The 17,054-nt window shown below is 45.8% G+C and carries 12 protein-coding genes; 4 read left to right on the top strand and 8 right to left on the bottom strand.

The features are described from left to right. Positions 1–332: 332 nt before the first annotated feature. The 4 genes from pgsA to BM283_RS14475 form a co-directional block, all read right to left on the bottom strand. Entirely contained in the window at positions 333–905 is a 573-nt protein-coding gene (gene pgsA, locus BM283_RS14490) for a CDP-diacylglycerol--glycerol-3-phosphate 3-phosphatidyltransferase (RefSeq protein WP_090694343.1), read from the bottom strand. Positions 906–989: 84 nt separating this feature from the next. Next, positions 990–2,807, bottom strand: coding sequence for an excinuclease ABC subunit UvrC (uvrC, locus tag BM283_RS14485; RefSeq protein ID WP_090694340.1), 1,818 nt, complete (start codon positions 2,805–2,807; stop codon positions 990–992). Between the two features lie 15 nt (positions 2,808–2,822). Beyond that, the gene (locus tag BM283_RS14480) at positions 2,823–3,011 is read right to left on the bottom strand and encodes a tautomerase family protein (protein ID WP_046850458.1); all 189 of its coding nucleotides are present in this window, start codon (positions 3,009–3,011) and stop codon (positions 2,823–2,825) included. A gap of 22 nt (positions 3,012–3,033) precedes the next feature. Further along, positions 3,034–3,714, bottom strand: a complete 681-nt coding sequence (locus BM283_RS14475; protein ID WP_090694338.1) for a uracil-DNA glycosylase — start codon at positions 3,712–3,714, stop codon at positions 3,034–3,036. 20 nt (positions 3,715–3,734) lie between these two features. Here BM283_RS14475 and efp point away from each other — a divergent pair, with 20 nt between their 5' ends. The 3 genes from efp (at position 3,735) to BM283_RS14455 (ending at position 10,389) form a co-directional block, all read left to right on the top strand. Further along, positions 3,735–4,301: an elongation factor P gene (efp, locus tag BM283_RS14470; protein ID WP_090694335.1), complete on the top strand. Its 567-nt coding sequence runs from the start codon at positions 3,735–3,737 to the stop codon at positions 4,299–4,301. Between the two features lie 110 nt (positions 4,302–4,411). Continuing rightward, positions 4,412–6,262: an autotransporter assembly complex protein TamA gene (locus BM283_RS14465; RefSeq protein ID WP_254776386.1), complete on the top strand. Its 1,851-nt coding sequence runs from the start codon at positions 4,412–4,414 to the stop codon at positions 6,260–6,262. Positions 6,263–6,513: 251 nt separating this feature from the next. Then, positions 6,514–10,389 (top strand): translocation/assembly module TamB domain-containing protein, encoded by a 3,876-nt coding sequence (locus tag BM283_RS14455; protein ID WP_090694331.1) that lies wholly within the window; start codon positions 6,514–6,516, stop codon positions 10,387–10,389. A gap of 122 nt (positions 10,390–10,511) precedes the next feature. Here BM283_RS14455 and BM283_RS14450 read toward each other — a convergent pair whose 3' ends face one another. The 3 genes from BM283_RS14450 to BM283_RS14440 all read right to left on the bottom strand — a co-directional run bounded on the left by BM283_RS14450 (position 10,512) and on the right by BM283_RS14440 (position 15,461). Then, complete coding sequence (locus tag BM283_RS14450; protein ID WP_090694330.1) at positions 10,512–12,383, bottom strand: diguanylate cyclase; 1,872 nt, start codon at positions 12,381–12,383, stop codon at positions 10,512–10,514. Positions 12,384–12,675: 292 nt separating this feature from the next. Continuing rightward, complete coding sequence (locus tag BM283_RS14445; protein ID WP_090694327.1) at positions 12,676–14,241, bottom strand: GTPase family protein; 1,566 nt, start codon at positions 14,239–14,241, stop codon at positions 12,676–12,678. After that, positions 14,238–15,461 (bottom strand): YcjF family protein, encoded by a 1,224-nt coding sequence (locus BM283_RS14440; protein WP_090694325.1) that lies wholly within the window; start codon positions 15,459–15,461, stop codon positions 14,238–14,240. Before BM283_RS14440 ends, BM283_RS14445 begins: the two co-directional genes overlap by 4 nt. A gap of 386 nt (positions 15,462–15,847) precedes the next feature. Here BM283_RS14440 and BM283_RS14435 point away from each other — a divergent pair, with 386 nt between their 5' ends. Next, positions 15,848–16,864, top strand: a complete 1,017-nt coding sequence (locus BM283_RS14435) for a Kelch repeat-containing protein (protein ID WP_090694323.1) — start codon at positions 15,848–15,850, stop codon at positions 16,862–16,864. On the opposite strand, the gene BM283_RS19580 is transcribed toward BM283_RS14435, so the two are convergent. Then, positions 16,853–17,054: hypothetical protein (locus tag BM283_RS19580; RefSeq protein ID WP_217646547.1), on the bottom strand; the 202-nt coding region annotated here is incomplete at its 5' end. The two genes, BM283_RS14435 and BM283_RS19580, sit on opposite strands and share 12 nt — an antisense overlap.

The following is a 17,054-nucleotide window of genomic DNA, read 5'->3' as shown; positions in this document are numbered from 1 at the left end:
GTGTTTGACAGCCTGGACGCGCTTGAAAATCACCTGGAAGCAGCCATGCGCGACATGGAAAAAGATCGTGAATGTGTCCAATCTATCGTCGCATGACCTTGGATTATAAATTCACTTATGAAATAGAAATGGAATAACGTCAGCATAAAACTTGCTGTCAAAAATATACGTTCATACACTAATATTTACCGTTTAATAAAGGAAAAGAAAACCTAAAGTCATACTTTATTATTTTTTCAAGAAAACTTTTTTCAGGCTGGAGATGGATAAATTGATGACTTTTGCCATAGCTAATGCAGTTAAATTGAAGACATTTCATATATGGGAAAAAACTATGGGTTCTGGAGTGCTTGTGGAATGGCTGCCTTTAAATAATAAATCATTGACCATAGCGTCAAGATTGCCGCCAGATAAATCAACCAGGTTCCGACTATTTGAGGATTAAAATAATCTTCTATTGGGTCATGATAAAGCAATAAGAGAATAGCCATCATTTGTGAGGCCGTTTTTATTTTCCCCAAAAAAGACACTGCGACACTTTTGGCTTTACCAATTTGCGCCATCCATTCGCGTAAGGCCGACACAGTAATTTCACGACCAATGATAATCAGTGCGATCGGCGCATCCAGCCTTTCTAAATGTACCAGCACAATTAAAGCGGCGGCTACCATCAATTTATCCGCTACTGGATCAAGAAAAGCACCAAAAGCTGAGGTTTGATTAAGAGTACGGGCCAAATAACCATCGAGCCAATCAGTAATTGCCGCCCCGCTAAAAATAATGGTAGCGACCAGATTCTGTCCCAAGGGTGATAACCAGCTCGGAGGTAAGTAAAAAATTCCCACGAATAACGGAATCGCGAATATCCGTAGCCATGTCAGCAGATTAGGAAGATTCATTGACATTGTAGTATTTAAATATTGATTTTGTTATTTTTGTATTAATACAGAACGGCAGTTCCATCGTTGCTATTTAATTTTTAAATAGATTTAATGCAGTTCCCGATAAATTCTCTCTGCCAGTGCTCGACTGATGCCCTCCGCCTGCTGCAATTCTTCAATACTTGCGCTCAGCACCCCCTTCAATCCGCCAAATCGTCCTAACAAGCTTTGTCGTCGTTTGGCACCGATACCAGCAATCTGCTCAAGACTGGAGAGCGTACGTGATTTATTACGTCTGGCGCGATGTCCCTGAATCGCAAAACGATGCGCTTCATCACGAATCTGCTGGATGAGATGCAAACCAGCATGATCTGCTGGCAATTTTAACGGTTTTTCAGTGGAGGGGAAAATCAATTGCTCCAGCCCGGGTTTACGTCCTTCTCCTTTCGCCACCCCAACAAAGGGAATATCATTAAGGCCCAACTCAATCAATATTTCCTGAGCTGCACTGACCTGCCCTTTTCCGCCATCAATCAGAATCAGATCAGGCAACTTGCCCTCCTCTTCAGCTATTTTGCTATAGCGTCTCAACAGCACCTGGCGCATTGCGCCATAATCATCGCCAGGCGCGATGTCAGTAATATTGTAGCGACGGTATTCATTGTTTCGTAGTGAAAAATTATCATAAACCACACAGGACGCCACCGTTGCTTCACCCATCGTATGGCTGATATCGAAACATTCGATACGACTAAGATTAGGCAAATTCAGAGCCTGTTGTAAAGCTTGTACTCGCTCTTCCTGGCTAGCCTGTCTTAGCAGCATTTGCTTTAATGCCAACCGTGCATTTTCGGTCGCCATATTCAGCCATACACGCCGTTCACCGACTGGATTGAGGACGATGGCGATCTTACGGCCAGCCTGCTCGCTCAATAAAGGCTGCAGGATATCCAGGTGAATTTTTTCACCGATAATCATCAATGGTGGCACATGTCGATTGAGATAATGTTGTGCGATAAATGCCTCTAACACATCAGCAATTTTATATCCTTGCACATTTTGTGGAAAAAAACTCTTATCCCCCAGGTGCCGCCCGCCTCTGATCATGACTAGATTAACGCAGAATCTTTCCAACCCATCCTGCAGGGAAGCACCAGCAATGACATCTGCATCCAGCGCTTTCCCACTCTCAACAAATTGTTTTTCCTGTATTTTTCGTAGCGCCTGCATTTGATCACGAAACATCGCCGCTTGCTCATAGTCCATTCGATCAGAAGCTGTCTGCATTTTTTCAGCGATATCTTTCAATACTTCATTTTGTTTGCCTTGTAAAAAAAGTGAAGCACTTTTGGTATCTTCATGGTACTCCTCTGGTGAAATGAGATTAACGCAGGGCCCGCTACAGCGCTTGATCTGATAAAGTAAACAAGGTCGAGTACGATGATGGAAGACACTATCTTCACAGGTACGCAAACGAAATACTTTTTGCAAAAGATGAATGCTCTCTCTGACAACACCCGTATTGGGAAAAGGACCGAAATACTGATGCTGGCTATCCAACGTACCCCGATAAAAGGCCAGGCGTGGATAAGTATGCTGACTTAACATTAAATACGGATAGGATTTGTCATCCCTGAATAATATGTTGTAGCGAGGGGCAAGGCTCTTGATGAGGTTATTCTCAAGCAGCAGCGCTTCAGCCTCGGAGCGTGTAACCGTCGTTTCAATCCCTGCAATCTGCGATACCATGAGCTGTATACGCGGACTCAGGTTGGATTTCTGAAAATAAGAGGATACGCGCTTTTTGAGGTCAATCGCTTTGCCGACATAAATGACTTCCCCTACTGCATTCAGCATGCGATACACACCCGGCAGACTGGGCAAGTTTGATGAAAAAACCTTACCGTCAAATGCTACTGCTGACAAAGTAATTATTCCTTTTTATTCCTTTTCGCCGAGCAATGTCCCGCCAATCGCCCAATTTTCATGCGGAATTTCATCAAAAGAAATATAGGTATAGGATTTAGGTTTGTTTCCTACTCGTTCCAAGGTATCGGTAATTTCCTCGGCAATCTGTTTCTTCTGTTCATGACTCCACGTGCCAGCAATACGGATATTCACATAAGGCATCTTGCTCTCTCCCAAAAATTGATTAGGTTATTAACGCCAGATCTGCACAAATTCCAGCAATGATTTGCTCGAACATTTCCTGTGTCAAGCGTTTAGTTTGCGTATTGTAACGGCTACAATGATAGCTGTCATACAGTCTTAATCCATTGGGTAAGTGATAGAGCGCGCCATGCTTAAAAGCAAAATTTTTTATTTTAAGCCCTAACGCCATCAACCCAGCTTGATGAGCTACATTACCCAGCGCCAGGATGCCTTGTCCGCCATGCGCAATAAAATCTGCTATTTCGTCTGCTAAATAGGCATTACATTGCCTTATTTCGCTTGGTTGCGGCTTGTTGGCAGGTGGCAGACATTTAACAGCATTGGTAATGCGGCATTGGAACAGACGTAAATCATCTTCGACCGAAACGGACGTGGCGTGACTGGCCAGGCCAAACTTGTAGAGCGTCTGGTACAGCAAAATACCGGCAAAATCCCCGGTAAATGGTCTACCCGTCCGGTTTGCACCATGCATACCAGGCGCAAGACCGATGATTAATAGTTTAGCGGATAAATCACCAAATGCAGATACGGGTTTGGCATGGTAAGCCGGATATTGGATTCTGACGGTATCCAGAAATTCTGCCAAACGAGCACACTTGCGACACTTTTCAATAAAGGAGCTTGAAATAGGATGATGGGTTTTTTGGTGTAGAATGGTCATTATTTTAAGATAAATAGGCAATGGCAAAAGTTCTCGCAACTGAGATTCGTGTTGGCAATTTGATTGAATGGGACAAACGGATCTGGCGTGTACTGAAATGTTACCATGTTCATGTGGGTGGTCGTGGTGGCGCCTTCATGCAGGTGGAGATGAAGGATATTGAATCAGGCACTAAAACCAATCAGCGTATCCGCACTGAAGAAAAAGTCGAGCGTACGGTGGTCGAGCCACGCGAAATGACTTTTCTCTACCAGGAAGGGAATGATTATGTCTTTATGGATAAGAAAACCTACGAACAATTGAGTTTATCGCAGGAATTCCTTGAAGGACAAAGCGGCTATTTGCTGCCCAACATAGATGTGCTGGTTAACTTTCATCATGATCGACCGATTGGGGTACAACTTCCTTCGAGTGTCATACTCACTGTGGTGGATACCGAACCGGTGCTCAAAGGTGCTACTGCCACCAGCTCCTATAAACCTGCCACCCTAGAAACCGGATTGTTGGTCATGGTACCGTCATTTGTATTACAAGATGAAAAAGTTAAAATCAATACTGATACAGGTGAATATATCGAGCGAGTCTGAAGCTGAAACAATTTAGAACACTTAAAAATTAAATTATAAAAATGAAGATGAAATACTGGAGACTAAGTTCGATTGATATAAGATTGATATAAAATTGGCTCAGCTCATTAATGATGCTCAATTATTCAACTCAATCTTTTATTAGTCTTCTGATTCACTTTTATGGGGTACGGGGGCTATTCATTACGCTACTTATTGTTTTATGCGCATTTAATCCCACTGCTATTACGATCGTTGCTGCAGCCCAATCCAACCAAAACTCAAATAAAGAAACAGAAACAGAAACGAAATCGGATGGTGTGATTAAACTCTCAGCACCTAAATCTGTCAAGAAGCTCATAAAGCAATACATTCCTTTTCCTGAAGAACCCTTTGTAAATGATACTGCCCGGGCGGTTTTTGTTCGTAAAACAAAGGAGGAAATCAAAGAACTTCTGGCCACTGAAGGCTATTTCACGCCGACAATGACACTCGAAGACCATTTGGCTGGAGAGAAACCGGTTCTGAAGGTTATTCCAGGAAAGCGGACACGGGTGGCTGAAGTAACGATCGAATTTCAGGGAGATCTCGCCACTGACACAGCGGAACACCAAGCACGAATGGAGCAGTTGCGCGCCAATTGGCCGCTCATACCACGCAAATTCTTTCGTAGCGCTGTCTGGGAAGAAGCCAAAGCCTCTTTGTTATCCAGTGTGGCTGAAAGCGAATATGCAGCCGCCCAGATTGTCAGCAGCGAAGCTGAAATTGATCCTGCTGCTGCAACAGCAAAATTAAAGGTCGTTATCGACTCAGGACCTGTTTTCTACTTTGGAGACCTACAGATTTCCGGATTGCAGCGATACGAGCAAAGTCTGGTCACCAGCTACGTTCCCTTTCAAAAGGGTGAAGTCTATCGCCGGGACCAAATACTTGCGTTCCAGACTGCTTTACAAAATTTACCTCACTTTAGCTCGGTCTCTGTCAGTATCGATCCAGATATTGCCTCTCACCAAGCTACTCCCATTAACGTCAACCTGACCGAGGCGCGCGCTCAGCGGATCGGGGTGGGCGTTGGCTATAGCACTAATACGGGGGCTCGCGGAGAGCTCAACTATCGGCATGCTAATTTTATTAATTTTCATAATCAGCCATTAAACTTCATCAGTTTGCTTCGTTATGAGCAAAAACGGCAGACTTTATTTGCAAGACTTGAGACAATCCCGGATAGAAATCGTTACCTGTTTAGCCTGAGCGCAAAAGTAGAACGGACCGATATCGAAGATTTAAAAACATTCAGTCAAAGAATCAGTTTTAACCGAGAACGGACTACGGAAACAATGCAGTCTCAGTATGGCCTTACCTGGCAAAGGGAAGAAAGAAGTCCGGTTGGCGCGCCAGATACCGTCAGTGAGGCACTCGTGCTGGATAGTTGGTGGCGTTACCGTAATGTCGACAATCCCCTGTTTGCCAGACGTGGCCATATATCAGAAATTCGCTTTGGCGGTGGCACTCAGTATGTACTTTCGAAACGGGATTTTGTGCGTATGTACGCACGGCATCAACACTGGTGGCCCATTGGAGAGCGCGATGTGCTATATCTACGTGCTGAAATGGGTTATACCATAGCATCATCACGTTTAGGTATTCCTCAGGAATACTTATTTCGTGCAGGTGGCATCAATTCTGTTCGTGGGCATAATTTTTTAAGTCTTGGTGTAACTGAAGGCGATGCCATTGTGGGTGGGCGCACACTCGGCACGGGAACACTCGAATATGTACACTGGTTTACTGAGAACTGGGGAGGCGCCATATTTACGGATGTGGGTGACGCTGCAGACTCCTGGAAGTCTTTCAATCCATCAGTTGCTTATGGTAGCGGTATCCGCTGGCGTAGTCCCGCTGGTCCACTGGCGGTCGATTTAGCCCGGCGACATGATACCGGTGCGCTGCATGTCCATTTATCGATTACGACGGCTTTCTAGTTCATTAAACCTGGAAACCATCGTTGACGACTTGATTGGAGAACTAAGCCAATGATACATAGCCGCATCTTCGAAAATTTCTTGCTCACCCAAATGTTAGGTTCGCTACGAGTTGCATCATATCTTGCTGCAGGCGAGAATATGGCGTTACTTTTCATTGCCGGGGGTATCCTATGGGTTCCTAGCGCCCTGGCTTGCACTTGGATCACTACGCACGCCCTCTTGTCCAATAGCAGTTCTTAGGTTAGAAAATGGAAAATACCGAAGCCCATCCCAAACAAAAAGAAAAGAGGAAAAAGCCATGGTTTCTCCTTTTCTTTCTGTTGCTGGTTGTAGTCATAAGTGCAAGTAGTATTTGGCTAGTCACGACCCCTTCTGGCCTGCGCTTCTTGTTATCTTCAGTGTCTCGCATCAGTGGGGATGGTATCCTTTTTGAGGAGGTTAAGGGTACCTTACGCGCTTTAAGCATAAAGAAAATTAACTATACCAGTGAAGGGTTGCACGCCACTATCAACGAAATTGAGCTACAGTGGCAGCCTCGCTTGTTATTCTCCCGTCAATTAGCAATCGATATCCTGGCAACCAAAGCAATCGAGATACAATCTTCGCCCTCTCCAGAAACCAGTAAGAAGGAACCACTTGTTCTACCGGATAATTTGCAATTACCCCTCTCGATCATTCTGCAAAAGCTCGAAATAGGTAGCTTGCAAATGCTGACAATCGGCAAGGAAACACCTGATTTTACGATCACAGACATAACCGCCAGCATTGAAAGTGATGCCGAGCATCATAGCTTGCGGCAAGTCTCACTTGAGTCAGAGTTTGGAAAATTGAGTGGATCGCTACAGATTGCTCCTGACAAGCCTTTTGATCTCGAGGCACAGGCTACCTTGCTCGGCTTGCTGCCATTGGCCGAAACGGCCTCTACGGAAGCCGACATTTTCATCCATCTGACTGGCAGTCTGGAAGAGATCAAGGGAACCCTAACCGGAATGAGCAAAGACACTCAAGGTAAGGGAAATTTTGTATTGCATCCCTTTGCAGCCATGCCGCTTGCCGCGCTTCATCTATCAATTGACAAGCTGAATCCCTCAACTTTCTTGGCTGATTTGCCCAAAGCCAATCTTTCCATTTATACCGATTTACTGGAGGATTCTGTCGGTAAGCTGCAAGGAAATATCGTCATTAAAAATGACCTTCCACTCCCGCTTGATCAGCATGGATTGCCCATAGTTGAAATAAGAACACAGCCCTTAATTTCATTAGATGAAATCCAGTTTGACGATATTCTTCTGAAATTAGCAGATAGCGCAAGCATTAGTGGCCATTTCAACTGGCAAATAGCGCAAGCGATGGGAGCCGCTGATCTCAAGGTAAATCAGCTTAATCCGGCAGCACTGGATACGCGTTTGCAAGCTGCTAAAATCAATGGGCATCTCAAGCTCACAGGCGATACCACGACACAGCAAGGTTTAATTTTTCTTCATGACAAAAGCAAGGCCTTATCACTTGAAACGGATTTAGTTCGCACAGAAACCGCTGTTAGTGTAGAAAAAATCACGCTGCGCCATCACAACTCTATGCTCACCGGGCAAGGTCAGCTGGATTTAAAGGAATCACAATCTTTTCAATTTGAAAGTAAAGTCAGCCAGTTTGATCTTGCTTCTTTCATGCAGGCGCCCCGCTCAAACTTGAACGCAACGCTTAAATTGTCGGGAAAACTTGAGCCACAAATCAGTGGCGTGGTGGATTTCAACGTAACCAAAAGTCAATTTAACAAACAACCTGTCGTGGGTAAAGGCCGGGTTGCGATTGAGGATGCCAAGCGAATCAAAAGTGAGTTGAATTTACAGATTGGCACTAATCAATTCCGTGCTGAAGGTGCTTTTGGCAATAAGGGTGATCGGTTATTGCTGAATCTCGCCGCCCCCGCCTTGGCACAACTCGGATTAAAGGTGGCAGGTGACCTCAATACCAAGATAACATTAGCCGATACTTTAGATTCCCCCAAGCTGCTTATCGAAAGCAGCGCAAAGGACTTAAAGATTAGCGATAATCACTTATCCGGGATCACCGTCACAGGAAATCTGCAAAAATCAGCAGTAGATCTTGCTGTTAAAATGGCTCATTATCGCTTAGAGGCCGAAGATTATCTGAAAAACTTTGCGATGACATTAACCGGCAATCAAACCCGGCATAAATTAAGCATAGATACGGATTTGCCGCGCGATTCTCATTTCACCTTCCATACTACAGGCAAACTTCTCCTTCCTACAGGAAATAATCATGATTTTCAATGGAGCGGTGAACTAGAAAAACTAGCCGCTACCGGTTTTCTGCCTTTTCACTTATTAAACCAGCCTGCCGTGACTATCAGCCAGAAACGAATTGCTTTAGAACCGACTAGGGTTTCTGTTGCTGATGGTGAAATCAGCATACTGGAGGCACACTGGACGCCCCAGCAATGGTCGAGTCGCGGAACACTAAAGGGTATCCACTTAAAATCAGAAAATGCACAGCTTCAAGATATTGAAGCACTGCAAATGGGAGGGGAATGGGACATCACTGCCAGCAAACAGCTAAATGGGCATATCCGTATTGCTCGCGATAAGGGAGACTGGGCATGGTTGCTCGAAGATTCTCCCCTGCAATTGGGCTTGCATCAATTGCAGTTCAATGCGCGGGCGCAAGCAGGTAATTTAATGGCAGATCTAGTCATTCGTGGCGAAAAAGTGGGAGAAACGGTAGCCAGTGTAACACTCCCTTTGGCTTCCAATGAGGGCGCCTGGCAAATAGCCAAGGACCAGCCGCTGAGTGGTAAAATGAATGTCAACATTGCGGATTTATCCTGGATTGGGTCGACAGTAAATAGCAGCCTGAAAAGTAATGGTCAGCTCTTTCTTCAAACCAATGTAGTCGGTACGTTTAATCAGCCCCGCCTGGAAGGGATTATAGAGGGAAAAGAGCTGGCGATCGCTCTGCTGGATGAAGGCATTGATTTGCAGCAAGGAAGCCTCAAAGCTCATTTTGATCAGACTGCTTTGCGAATCAACACCCTTACTTTCGTTTCGCCGCATCAAAATCCACCCAAGGATGCTATCTTATACAAAATCAAATTACCCAAAGAGGAAGGTCGTCTCACAGTAACGGGCGCCATCGATTATCAAGACCAACGCAGTCATTTGAATATCGAAATAGATCACTTACCTGTGGCGCAGCAATCTGATCGATGGATCATTGCTTCTGGCAACAGTCAAGTAAGCTTAGACAAGCAACAACTTACGATTAATGGCAAATTGACGACAGATGCCGGTTTTATCAAGCAGCCCAAAGCGGGACACCCCAATTTGCCTGATGATGTGGTGATTATTAAGGCGCAATCCCCTCCTCCAGACGGTTCGCAGAAATTATTGGTAAACGTGGATGCCGCATTGGATCTGGGTGAACATTTCTATTTGCAGGCTTCCGGGCTGAAAGGCCGGTTAGCCGGGCAATTGCGTTTAAGTAGTAAACCCGGGAAACCGCTCCATGCAATTGGAACAATTACTGCCGTCGATACAATTTTCGATGCCTATGGTCAGTACTTGAGTGTTCAGCGTGGTATCGTCAGCTTTAATGGTCCGCTTGACGATCCAGCTTTAAACGTACTCGCCATCCGCCCGAATTTACCCGTGGAGGCCGGCGTCCAGGTGACCGGTACCGTACGTAAACCGATCGTTAAATTGGTATCCACACCCAACGTTCCTGATGCCGAAAAATTATCCTGGATTGTGCTGGGACGACCGCCTGATGCGGGTGGTACGGACACGTCGCTACTACTTTCTGCCGCGGGCTCAATTCTGGGAGGACAAGGGGGTGGCATTGCCAAGACACTGGGTATGGATGAATTTACGATCAAACAGCAGCAAATCACCGACAGTAGAAGTGATGGGGCATTAAGCGGCCAAATTGGCGTCATCGGCAAACGCCTTTCTTCACGTCTCTATCTGAGTTATGAGCGAGGGCTTACGAGTGCAACCGCAGGCATTACCAAACTCACTTACAACTTGACAAGGAATATTACTATCGTGAGCCGTGCAGGTGAAGATAATGCTATCGATCTATACTATAATTTTCAATTGGATTGAATGCAGTATGCAAAGTCATTGTCATTCTGTTTCCTAATAAACATGACACGAAAGTAAGACAGTATAAATATTAGGGCAATGAGAGACTCACAAAGCGAGCTTTAATATGAAAATGAAAAAGGTTATGCAATGCACACTCTATTACGTCCACTCTCCTTCGCCTGATACAGCGCCTTGTCGGCCTGATTGAGCAGTGCGTTGAGATCGGTGTCTTTATCCTTGATGCTAGCCACACCTATCGATACCTTGAAATAAAGCGCCATACCCGTCTCCAGCGTTACCTCGCTGCAAGCTACTTCTTCGCGCAAGCGCTCCGCCACTTCTGCAGCTCTTTTCAGATCGGTCTCAGGCATCAATATAGCAAACTCTTCCCCGCCCATGCGTCCGATGATATCGACCGTACGCAGTACTTTGCGCATGACATCGGCCAGCCGTTTGAGCACAGTATCACCTGATTGATGGCCATGTTTGTCGTTGATTTTTTTAAAGTTGTCGATATCGAGCATGAGCAATGACAGCGGGTGATGATATCGCTGTGCGCGAATAAGCTCGGCGTGGCCCTGCTCCATAAAGAAGCGGCGGTTGAACAGTCCGGTCAGATAATCTTGGCGTGCCTGCTGCTCAAGCTTTTCTTTCAACAACTCCAACTCTGTAATATCCATAGAAATACCGCATAGTCCACAGATGTTGGTCGGCATGTTGTTTTCGTAAATCGGCGTCTTGATCTCCCAGTAGATGCGAGGGCCACCATCCTGACTTTTACAGATGACTTTCTCTGCAGTATCTTCACCATGTATGAGCACACGTGTGTCTGATTCTTGTAATCTCGCCACTGTTTCCGGTGGAAAAAAACGTGCATCGGAACTACCTGTAAGCTCCTCTGCCGAACACTTGAATAACTCCAGGGTCGAGCGGTTGCCGTAGATATAACGCCTCTGCTGATCCTTCATAAAAATATACGTGGGGATACGATCCAATGCTAAACTGAACTGGTTAACCAGTGCACGAATTTTCCTTTCCTCTTTTTCGAACTTACGCTGCCGCTTTTGATAGAAAAATAATCCAATGGTGGAAGTAAGTACTATAATCCCGAAAAGTATCCCTTGAATTAAAACGTTCTGTCGCCATGGCTCGAAGATGGAATCAAAATCACGATTAACAGTTATTAACAGGGATTTGTCCATCTTGAGATCGGTCGGATAAATCGTGCGCAGAGCAGCCATGCCGTGCTCTTTAGTGGCATACACGATACCCGTGAATATCTTCTCCCTCTCGCCGCTGCTCTGGTGTTGTGTAAAGAACGAGTCAGGATGTCTCAGACTCATTCCCTGCATATTTTCTCTTTCTGGCATTATGAGAAATACCAACCCATCACTGTGTGCAAGAGCGACCCACATGTTAGACGCATATAGCACTGACATCATAAGTGTCTTGAAATATTCTGGATCAAGCGTGGCAGAGACCATGCCGTTAAACTCACCCTGTTCATCCGCAATCATGCGGATGATGTTAATTACATAGAAACCGTGTATGGTCTCGAATGGTGGTGAGACGTAAAGCATATCCGCGCTGGGATGCCGTTTGACCGCTTGGAAATAATCGCGTGAACCAATATTCATTCCGATCAATTCAGCACGTGTCGAGGCAGTGATAGTGCCTTCTTTATCCACGATGTTCATGGTGCGTATGCCCGGTATGATGCTGGCTGCCTTGAGGTGACGCATTACCCTTTGCAACTCTGCCCCATCTCTCCAATGAGCCAGATTGTCGCGAACATTTTCCAGCGCAAGATTTGCACTCTTCAGCTGGTACTCTGTGTTCTCAGCAATTACCCGTGCCTGAACCAATAATCTGTTATGCTCACGGATAGCAGCACGCTCATGCTCAACATATAGATTGAATACAATTACTATGCCTAAAGTAATCAGGATCAGACCAAGCCAAAGCCATTGCACATAAAAAGGTTTTCTTAGCGGACTGATTTGCAATGGCATAGCACTCTCCTAATCGGTTAATTACTTATTGACTATAAGAGCACCTGTTTGTTCATATAGACTCCTATCAACAAATGCGGCATACCGTGATAGGTATTCTTGGCAATTTATATTTTATTACGCCATGTCAAGATCCATGCTGCCAGCCGCAACGATACTTAGAGCGATGAACAAAGGACGGGGAAGTATTATCAATGAAGTTATCGACTCTCCTTGCTGTATATTGTTTATACTGCCTGTGATTAGAATGCTTGATTTGAAATTAACGCGGTCGCGGTAAATTGCAAAAACCTTACCCTTCCTCCGAACGCTTACCTATTTTGTCAGGCAAATTCCAGAGAAACCGCCCAGTACTGAGCAGTTGACGGCGCAGCATAGTCCAGTCTTCTGCACGCTTTTTCGCATCCAGGCAGCGCAGCAGCCGCACTCGGAGTGCAGCATTCTGATGGTGCAGTATGGCGGCCCAGAGTGCGTCATTGACGTTGTAAACTCTTCCTTCCTTGAGACATACCGGGATAACTTGCTCTATTGGTATCGCAAGATCATTCGCAATTGCCTGTACCGCTGCACGAATGCTGATAGCCTTGACATCCTGCTGGTTGCTCAAATCATAGGGAGGCTGCCATGCGCTTGCCGGTCGCAAGAGATCGATATGGCTTACGGCGACCAATATGGGAGGTAAGCGGCGATTCAATTGTGTACTCTGGAATACGCGCACTGCGTCCAGACAATGCCGCTCAGTTTGTCGATCAGGTCGATTTGCGGGACTGACCCATAGAATAAGATCGGCATTCAGCGCAGCAGTGAGTACTTGCTTCTCATTAAAAAGCGTACTGTCACAGCCTGGGCTATCAAAGATCAGCGCCTGGGTTAATCCTTCACGTTGCAGCACAAACGGGGTAATGGTCTCGGTAGTATCGGGTAATACATCAGTTGGGGTGGCGAGCTTTCCGAACAATGCATTGATCAGGCTCGATTTACCTGCGTTGGTCCGTCCCAGCACAAGGATGCGTAGGGGTTCTTCGGGTACGGTAGCAGTTTGTTCGATTTCTTTTAAATCAGCGTGTGAAACCAATGTTCTCTCTGCAGTCTGCTTGGAGCTTTCCTCCAATGCAACTGGCTGACGGCCACTGTAGAGATCGATCGCATAGTAACCCACCTTGCGCACATAAGCACGCAAAAACCAGCGATGTAGCTCACTGCGAGCGAGACTGAAACTGCGCTCTTGCAGATGCCGCCAGATCTCGCCAAACAGTGCACTCACTGGATTGATCAGTATTCTGCCTGCCCGATAAATGTTATATGCTTGCTCAGCTTTGGCTTTCCAGCGATGTAATCGAAGCAAGTCACCAATTGTCAGGCGATCACTAAACGGTATATTTTCAGTTATATCTTTACGTAAATCACGGCTCGCCTGCTCGATAATTAACAGTGTATGCGGCACAGTAAGTTCCAGAAAAGGCTTCTCAGCTTGGGGATAATAGTAGTGTGATACTGTATCCAGCGTGCGCCTGCCTAATATTAATATCCAGGATGAATCTTCGATCGGCCAGTCTTCAGGGTCACACGTCTCTGCCAGCTTTTCAACCTGCTGCCACGCGGCCTCCGCCTTGGGTGGCCAGTCTGGATTAGGTTCGGTAGCAATTCCCTCAAGCATTTGACGATCACGTTTCGCTTGCCAATAGAGCAAGCCATAACTCAACACGCTAAATACCACCATCGCGGTTGCCCAGTAAAGCAGATTGCCTGTCTGCCACAACCATACCATTCCTAGCGCGAATACCACGAGTGCGGGCACTGCTAATAAAACTAGTGCAAATACCCGTAGTAGATCAATTTTGTGCAATAATGTCCTCATTTACTGCGTAATCGCTCCTTAAGCAAGGAAGCTCCACTTTTCAGCGCCTCCATATAGATTCGCCGCAAGGTCTCAGGATCGACATTGAGACCATTCTTACGTCGAGTAAAAAAATAAACTGCAGCCTTACCTAATGCATAAGTGGTTGCGCCGCTGGAGCTGGCACCCCACACCGCCCCGACTGTCTGTCCTAAAACAGGAATAATTTTGGTGACGCTACGTCCCACCAGTCGCGCGAGATAGCTGGACGCGATACCTGCTCCCAACAGCGTAAGAAACTCGGTAGTGGTACGTTTATCCCAGCTTTGTCTGTAAAGAACTGCGAGGCCATGCAATAGCTTTGCCTGAACGGTAGATACTGTCACCAAATCCACGACTGGCAGAGCACCTAGCCCGGCCGCTGTTAGCGAATAGCCGACAATATGCTGATGGGCAGTGCGTTCATAAAGGTCACGCACTCCTTTTTCACTCGTCAACAGGTGCTGCAAGCCAAATGGCAAGAGAGATTCAATTGCCTGCCATAATGCTTCCAGACCATAATCAACAGGCTCATAACCATCTTCAGGTAAAGTGAGATCCACTGCTATGCAGCGCGCAGGCAGGTAACCGGGTAATTTTTCTGCTGCAGCACGCTGGGCAAGCAAGGCACGCCGTAGCTCGGTCGGAATCGTATCCGGCAGGAGTTCATCATCATAGGGCCACGGGCAGATATGTTTGCCATCGGCAGGATAGAGCTCATGCAGGCCAGTCTGTACGATTATTAAGGGCCACTCGGGATGACGCTGACGAACTGTCCGTAGCACTTGATAAACAGGTTCTTGGTGTACGTCTGCCACCTTCATCACAGCAAGCAGCAGATGCGCCTGAGACTCACAATACTGAATATCGTCTGTCGGATCATAGGCAATTTCCCCAAGACCGCGCGTATCAAGAAAACGCACTAGCGGCATTTCATCAGGGCAATCATAAAAACGGGAATGGCGCGTACATGGCTGGAATCCATTGCCAATTTCCGCTGCTTCATTACCAGTAAGCGCTCGGATGATTGAGGTTTTTCCTGCCTGTGCTTTGCCCAGCAACCACAATACCGGAAGCGGTAATTTTTTCCGTGCTTCACGCAAAGAAGATTCCAGCGCAGCTTCATCAACCTTCGGTTCGAGTAAAGCCGACTGAAGTTGTTTCCAATATTCTGACCAATTTTTAAGATTATCAAATTTCATCGATATGGATAAACTAGTTGATTATCAGATAGATGAGTATTGTGAAGCCTTTTTCAAGATTATTTTACGCATTTTGCTATTATTTCACTTAGAAACAAAAAAATATGATTCATGACTCATCTCATTACTCCCACTCAACGGCATTTAATGTTATCGATAAAATTAATGTTTCTAAACTAGATTGGAGCACATAAAGTAAGGGATGTATTCAAGAAATAACGAGAGTTCTTGAAATAATGTAAACTCCCAAGTTATCTGAATTTTTATCGGCAGGTAAAGTCTTTTGCTTTTCGGCAATTACACTCTCCACTCGTAGCTGCGCTGTTCATGAACGCTATGGCGATACGGTAGTCCATTATGATGATAACTCTCTGGAGGAACTTTGCATGTTTACTTCGAAATTTTACATCATGGCAGGCATTTTTTTTCTTTGTTTAATGAAAGCAAATCTGATTTTCGCTGATACATCCCAAGCAGGCACATGGACAACTGTTTCTTCCGCTCCTACTAAACGAACAGAAGTGGTTGCGGCTACGGTCGAAGGTAAAATATATGTGGTGGGTGGATTTAATGAGCCCAAGCTTCAGAATGTGCTGAAATTTGCCATTAGCAGCGATGTGGAAGTATATGACCCCGTTTCTGATTCCTGGTCAATTACCACACCTCTACCAGAGGGACGGCACCATGCTGGTATTGCCTCACATAATGGCATGTTGTATGTAATCGGTGGATTCACTAAATCTTTCTTGTCCATCTGGCATGCAGTTCCTACAGTCTATCAATATAACCCTTCAACAGCAAAATGGCGGGAATTAGCTCCCATGCCAACAGCCCGTGGTGCCTTAGGTGTTACAGTTCATCAAAATCGCATCTACGCTATTGGCGGATATGATGGAAAACATAATTCTGCTGCAGTGGAAATTTTTGATCCAGAAACGAATAGCTGGTCGTCCGGTACTATGATGCCTACTCCCCGAGACCATTTGGCAGTAGCAGCAGTTCGATCTCGAATCTATGCCATTGGTGGCCGGTCCGATCTGGACTATCACCACAATATGAGGACAGTGGAGGAATATGATCCACAAACTAATCAATGGCGTGCTCGCGCACATCTGCCTACTGCTCGCAGCGGCATTACTGCTGGTGTAATTAATGGCTGGATTTACGTGCTCGGGGGCGAATCTGGCGAGGGTACCTTTGCTACTAATGAAGCATATGATCCAGCGCAAGATCAATGGCATACTATGGCTCCAATGCCGACCGCACGTCATGGTCTCGGGTCCGCCGTAGCCGATGATGGGCGTCTATATGTCATCAGCGGTGGTCCAACTCCTGGTGGCTCATTCAGTCAAGCAAATGAAGTGTTTATCCCTCCACCGATTAATACACCCTTAAATCAATGATATTTTTCTGGTAACCACTAGGGTCTGTTGACGTTTTAAGATAAGTATTTCATAGGTAGAAACAAACTCGTAATATTGGGGTTCCCATACCACCAACAAAACGAGTTTGCGATGCCCCGAATAATGCTCAATGATGAGTACTGGTCGAAGCTGGAGAAGATTCTGCTTCAAGAATCGATTTATAACAAGC

This window comes from Nitrosomonas sp. Nm34, from assembly GCF_900113925.1.
Classification (GTDB): Bacteria; Pseudomonadota; Gammaproteobacteria; order Burkholderiales; family Nitrosomonadaceae; genus Nitrosomonas.
Note: the sequence above shows the minus strand (reverse complement) of the source record. Positions and strands in the feature narration are given on the sequence as shown.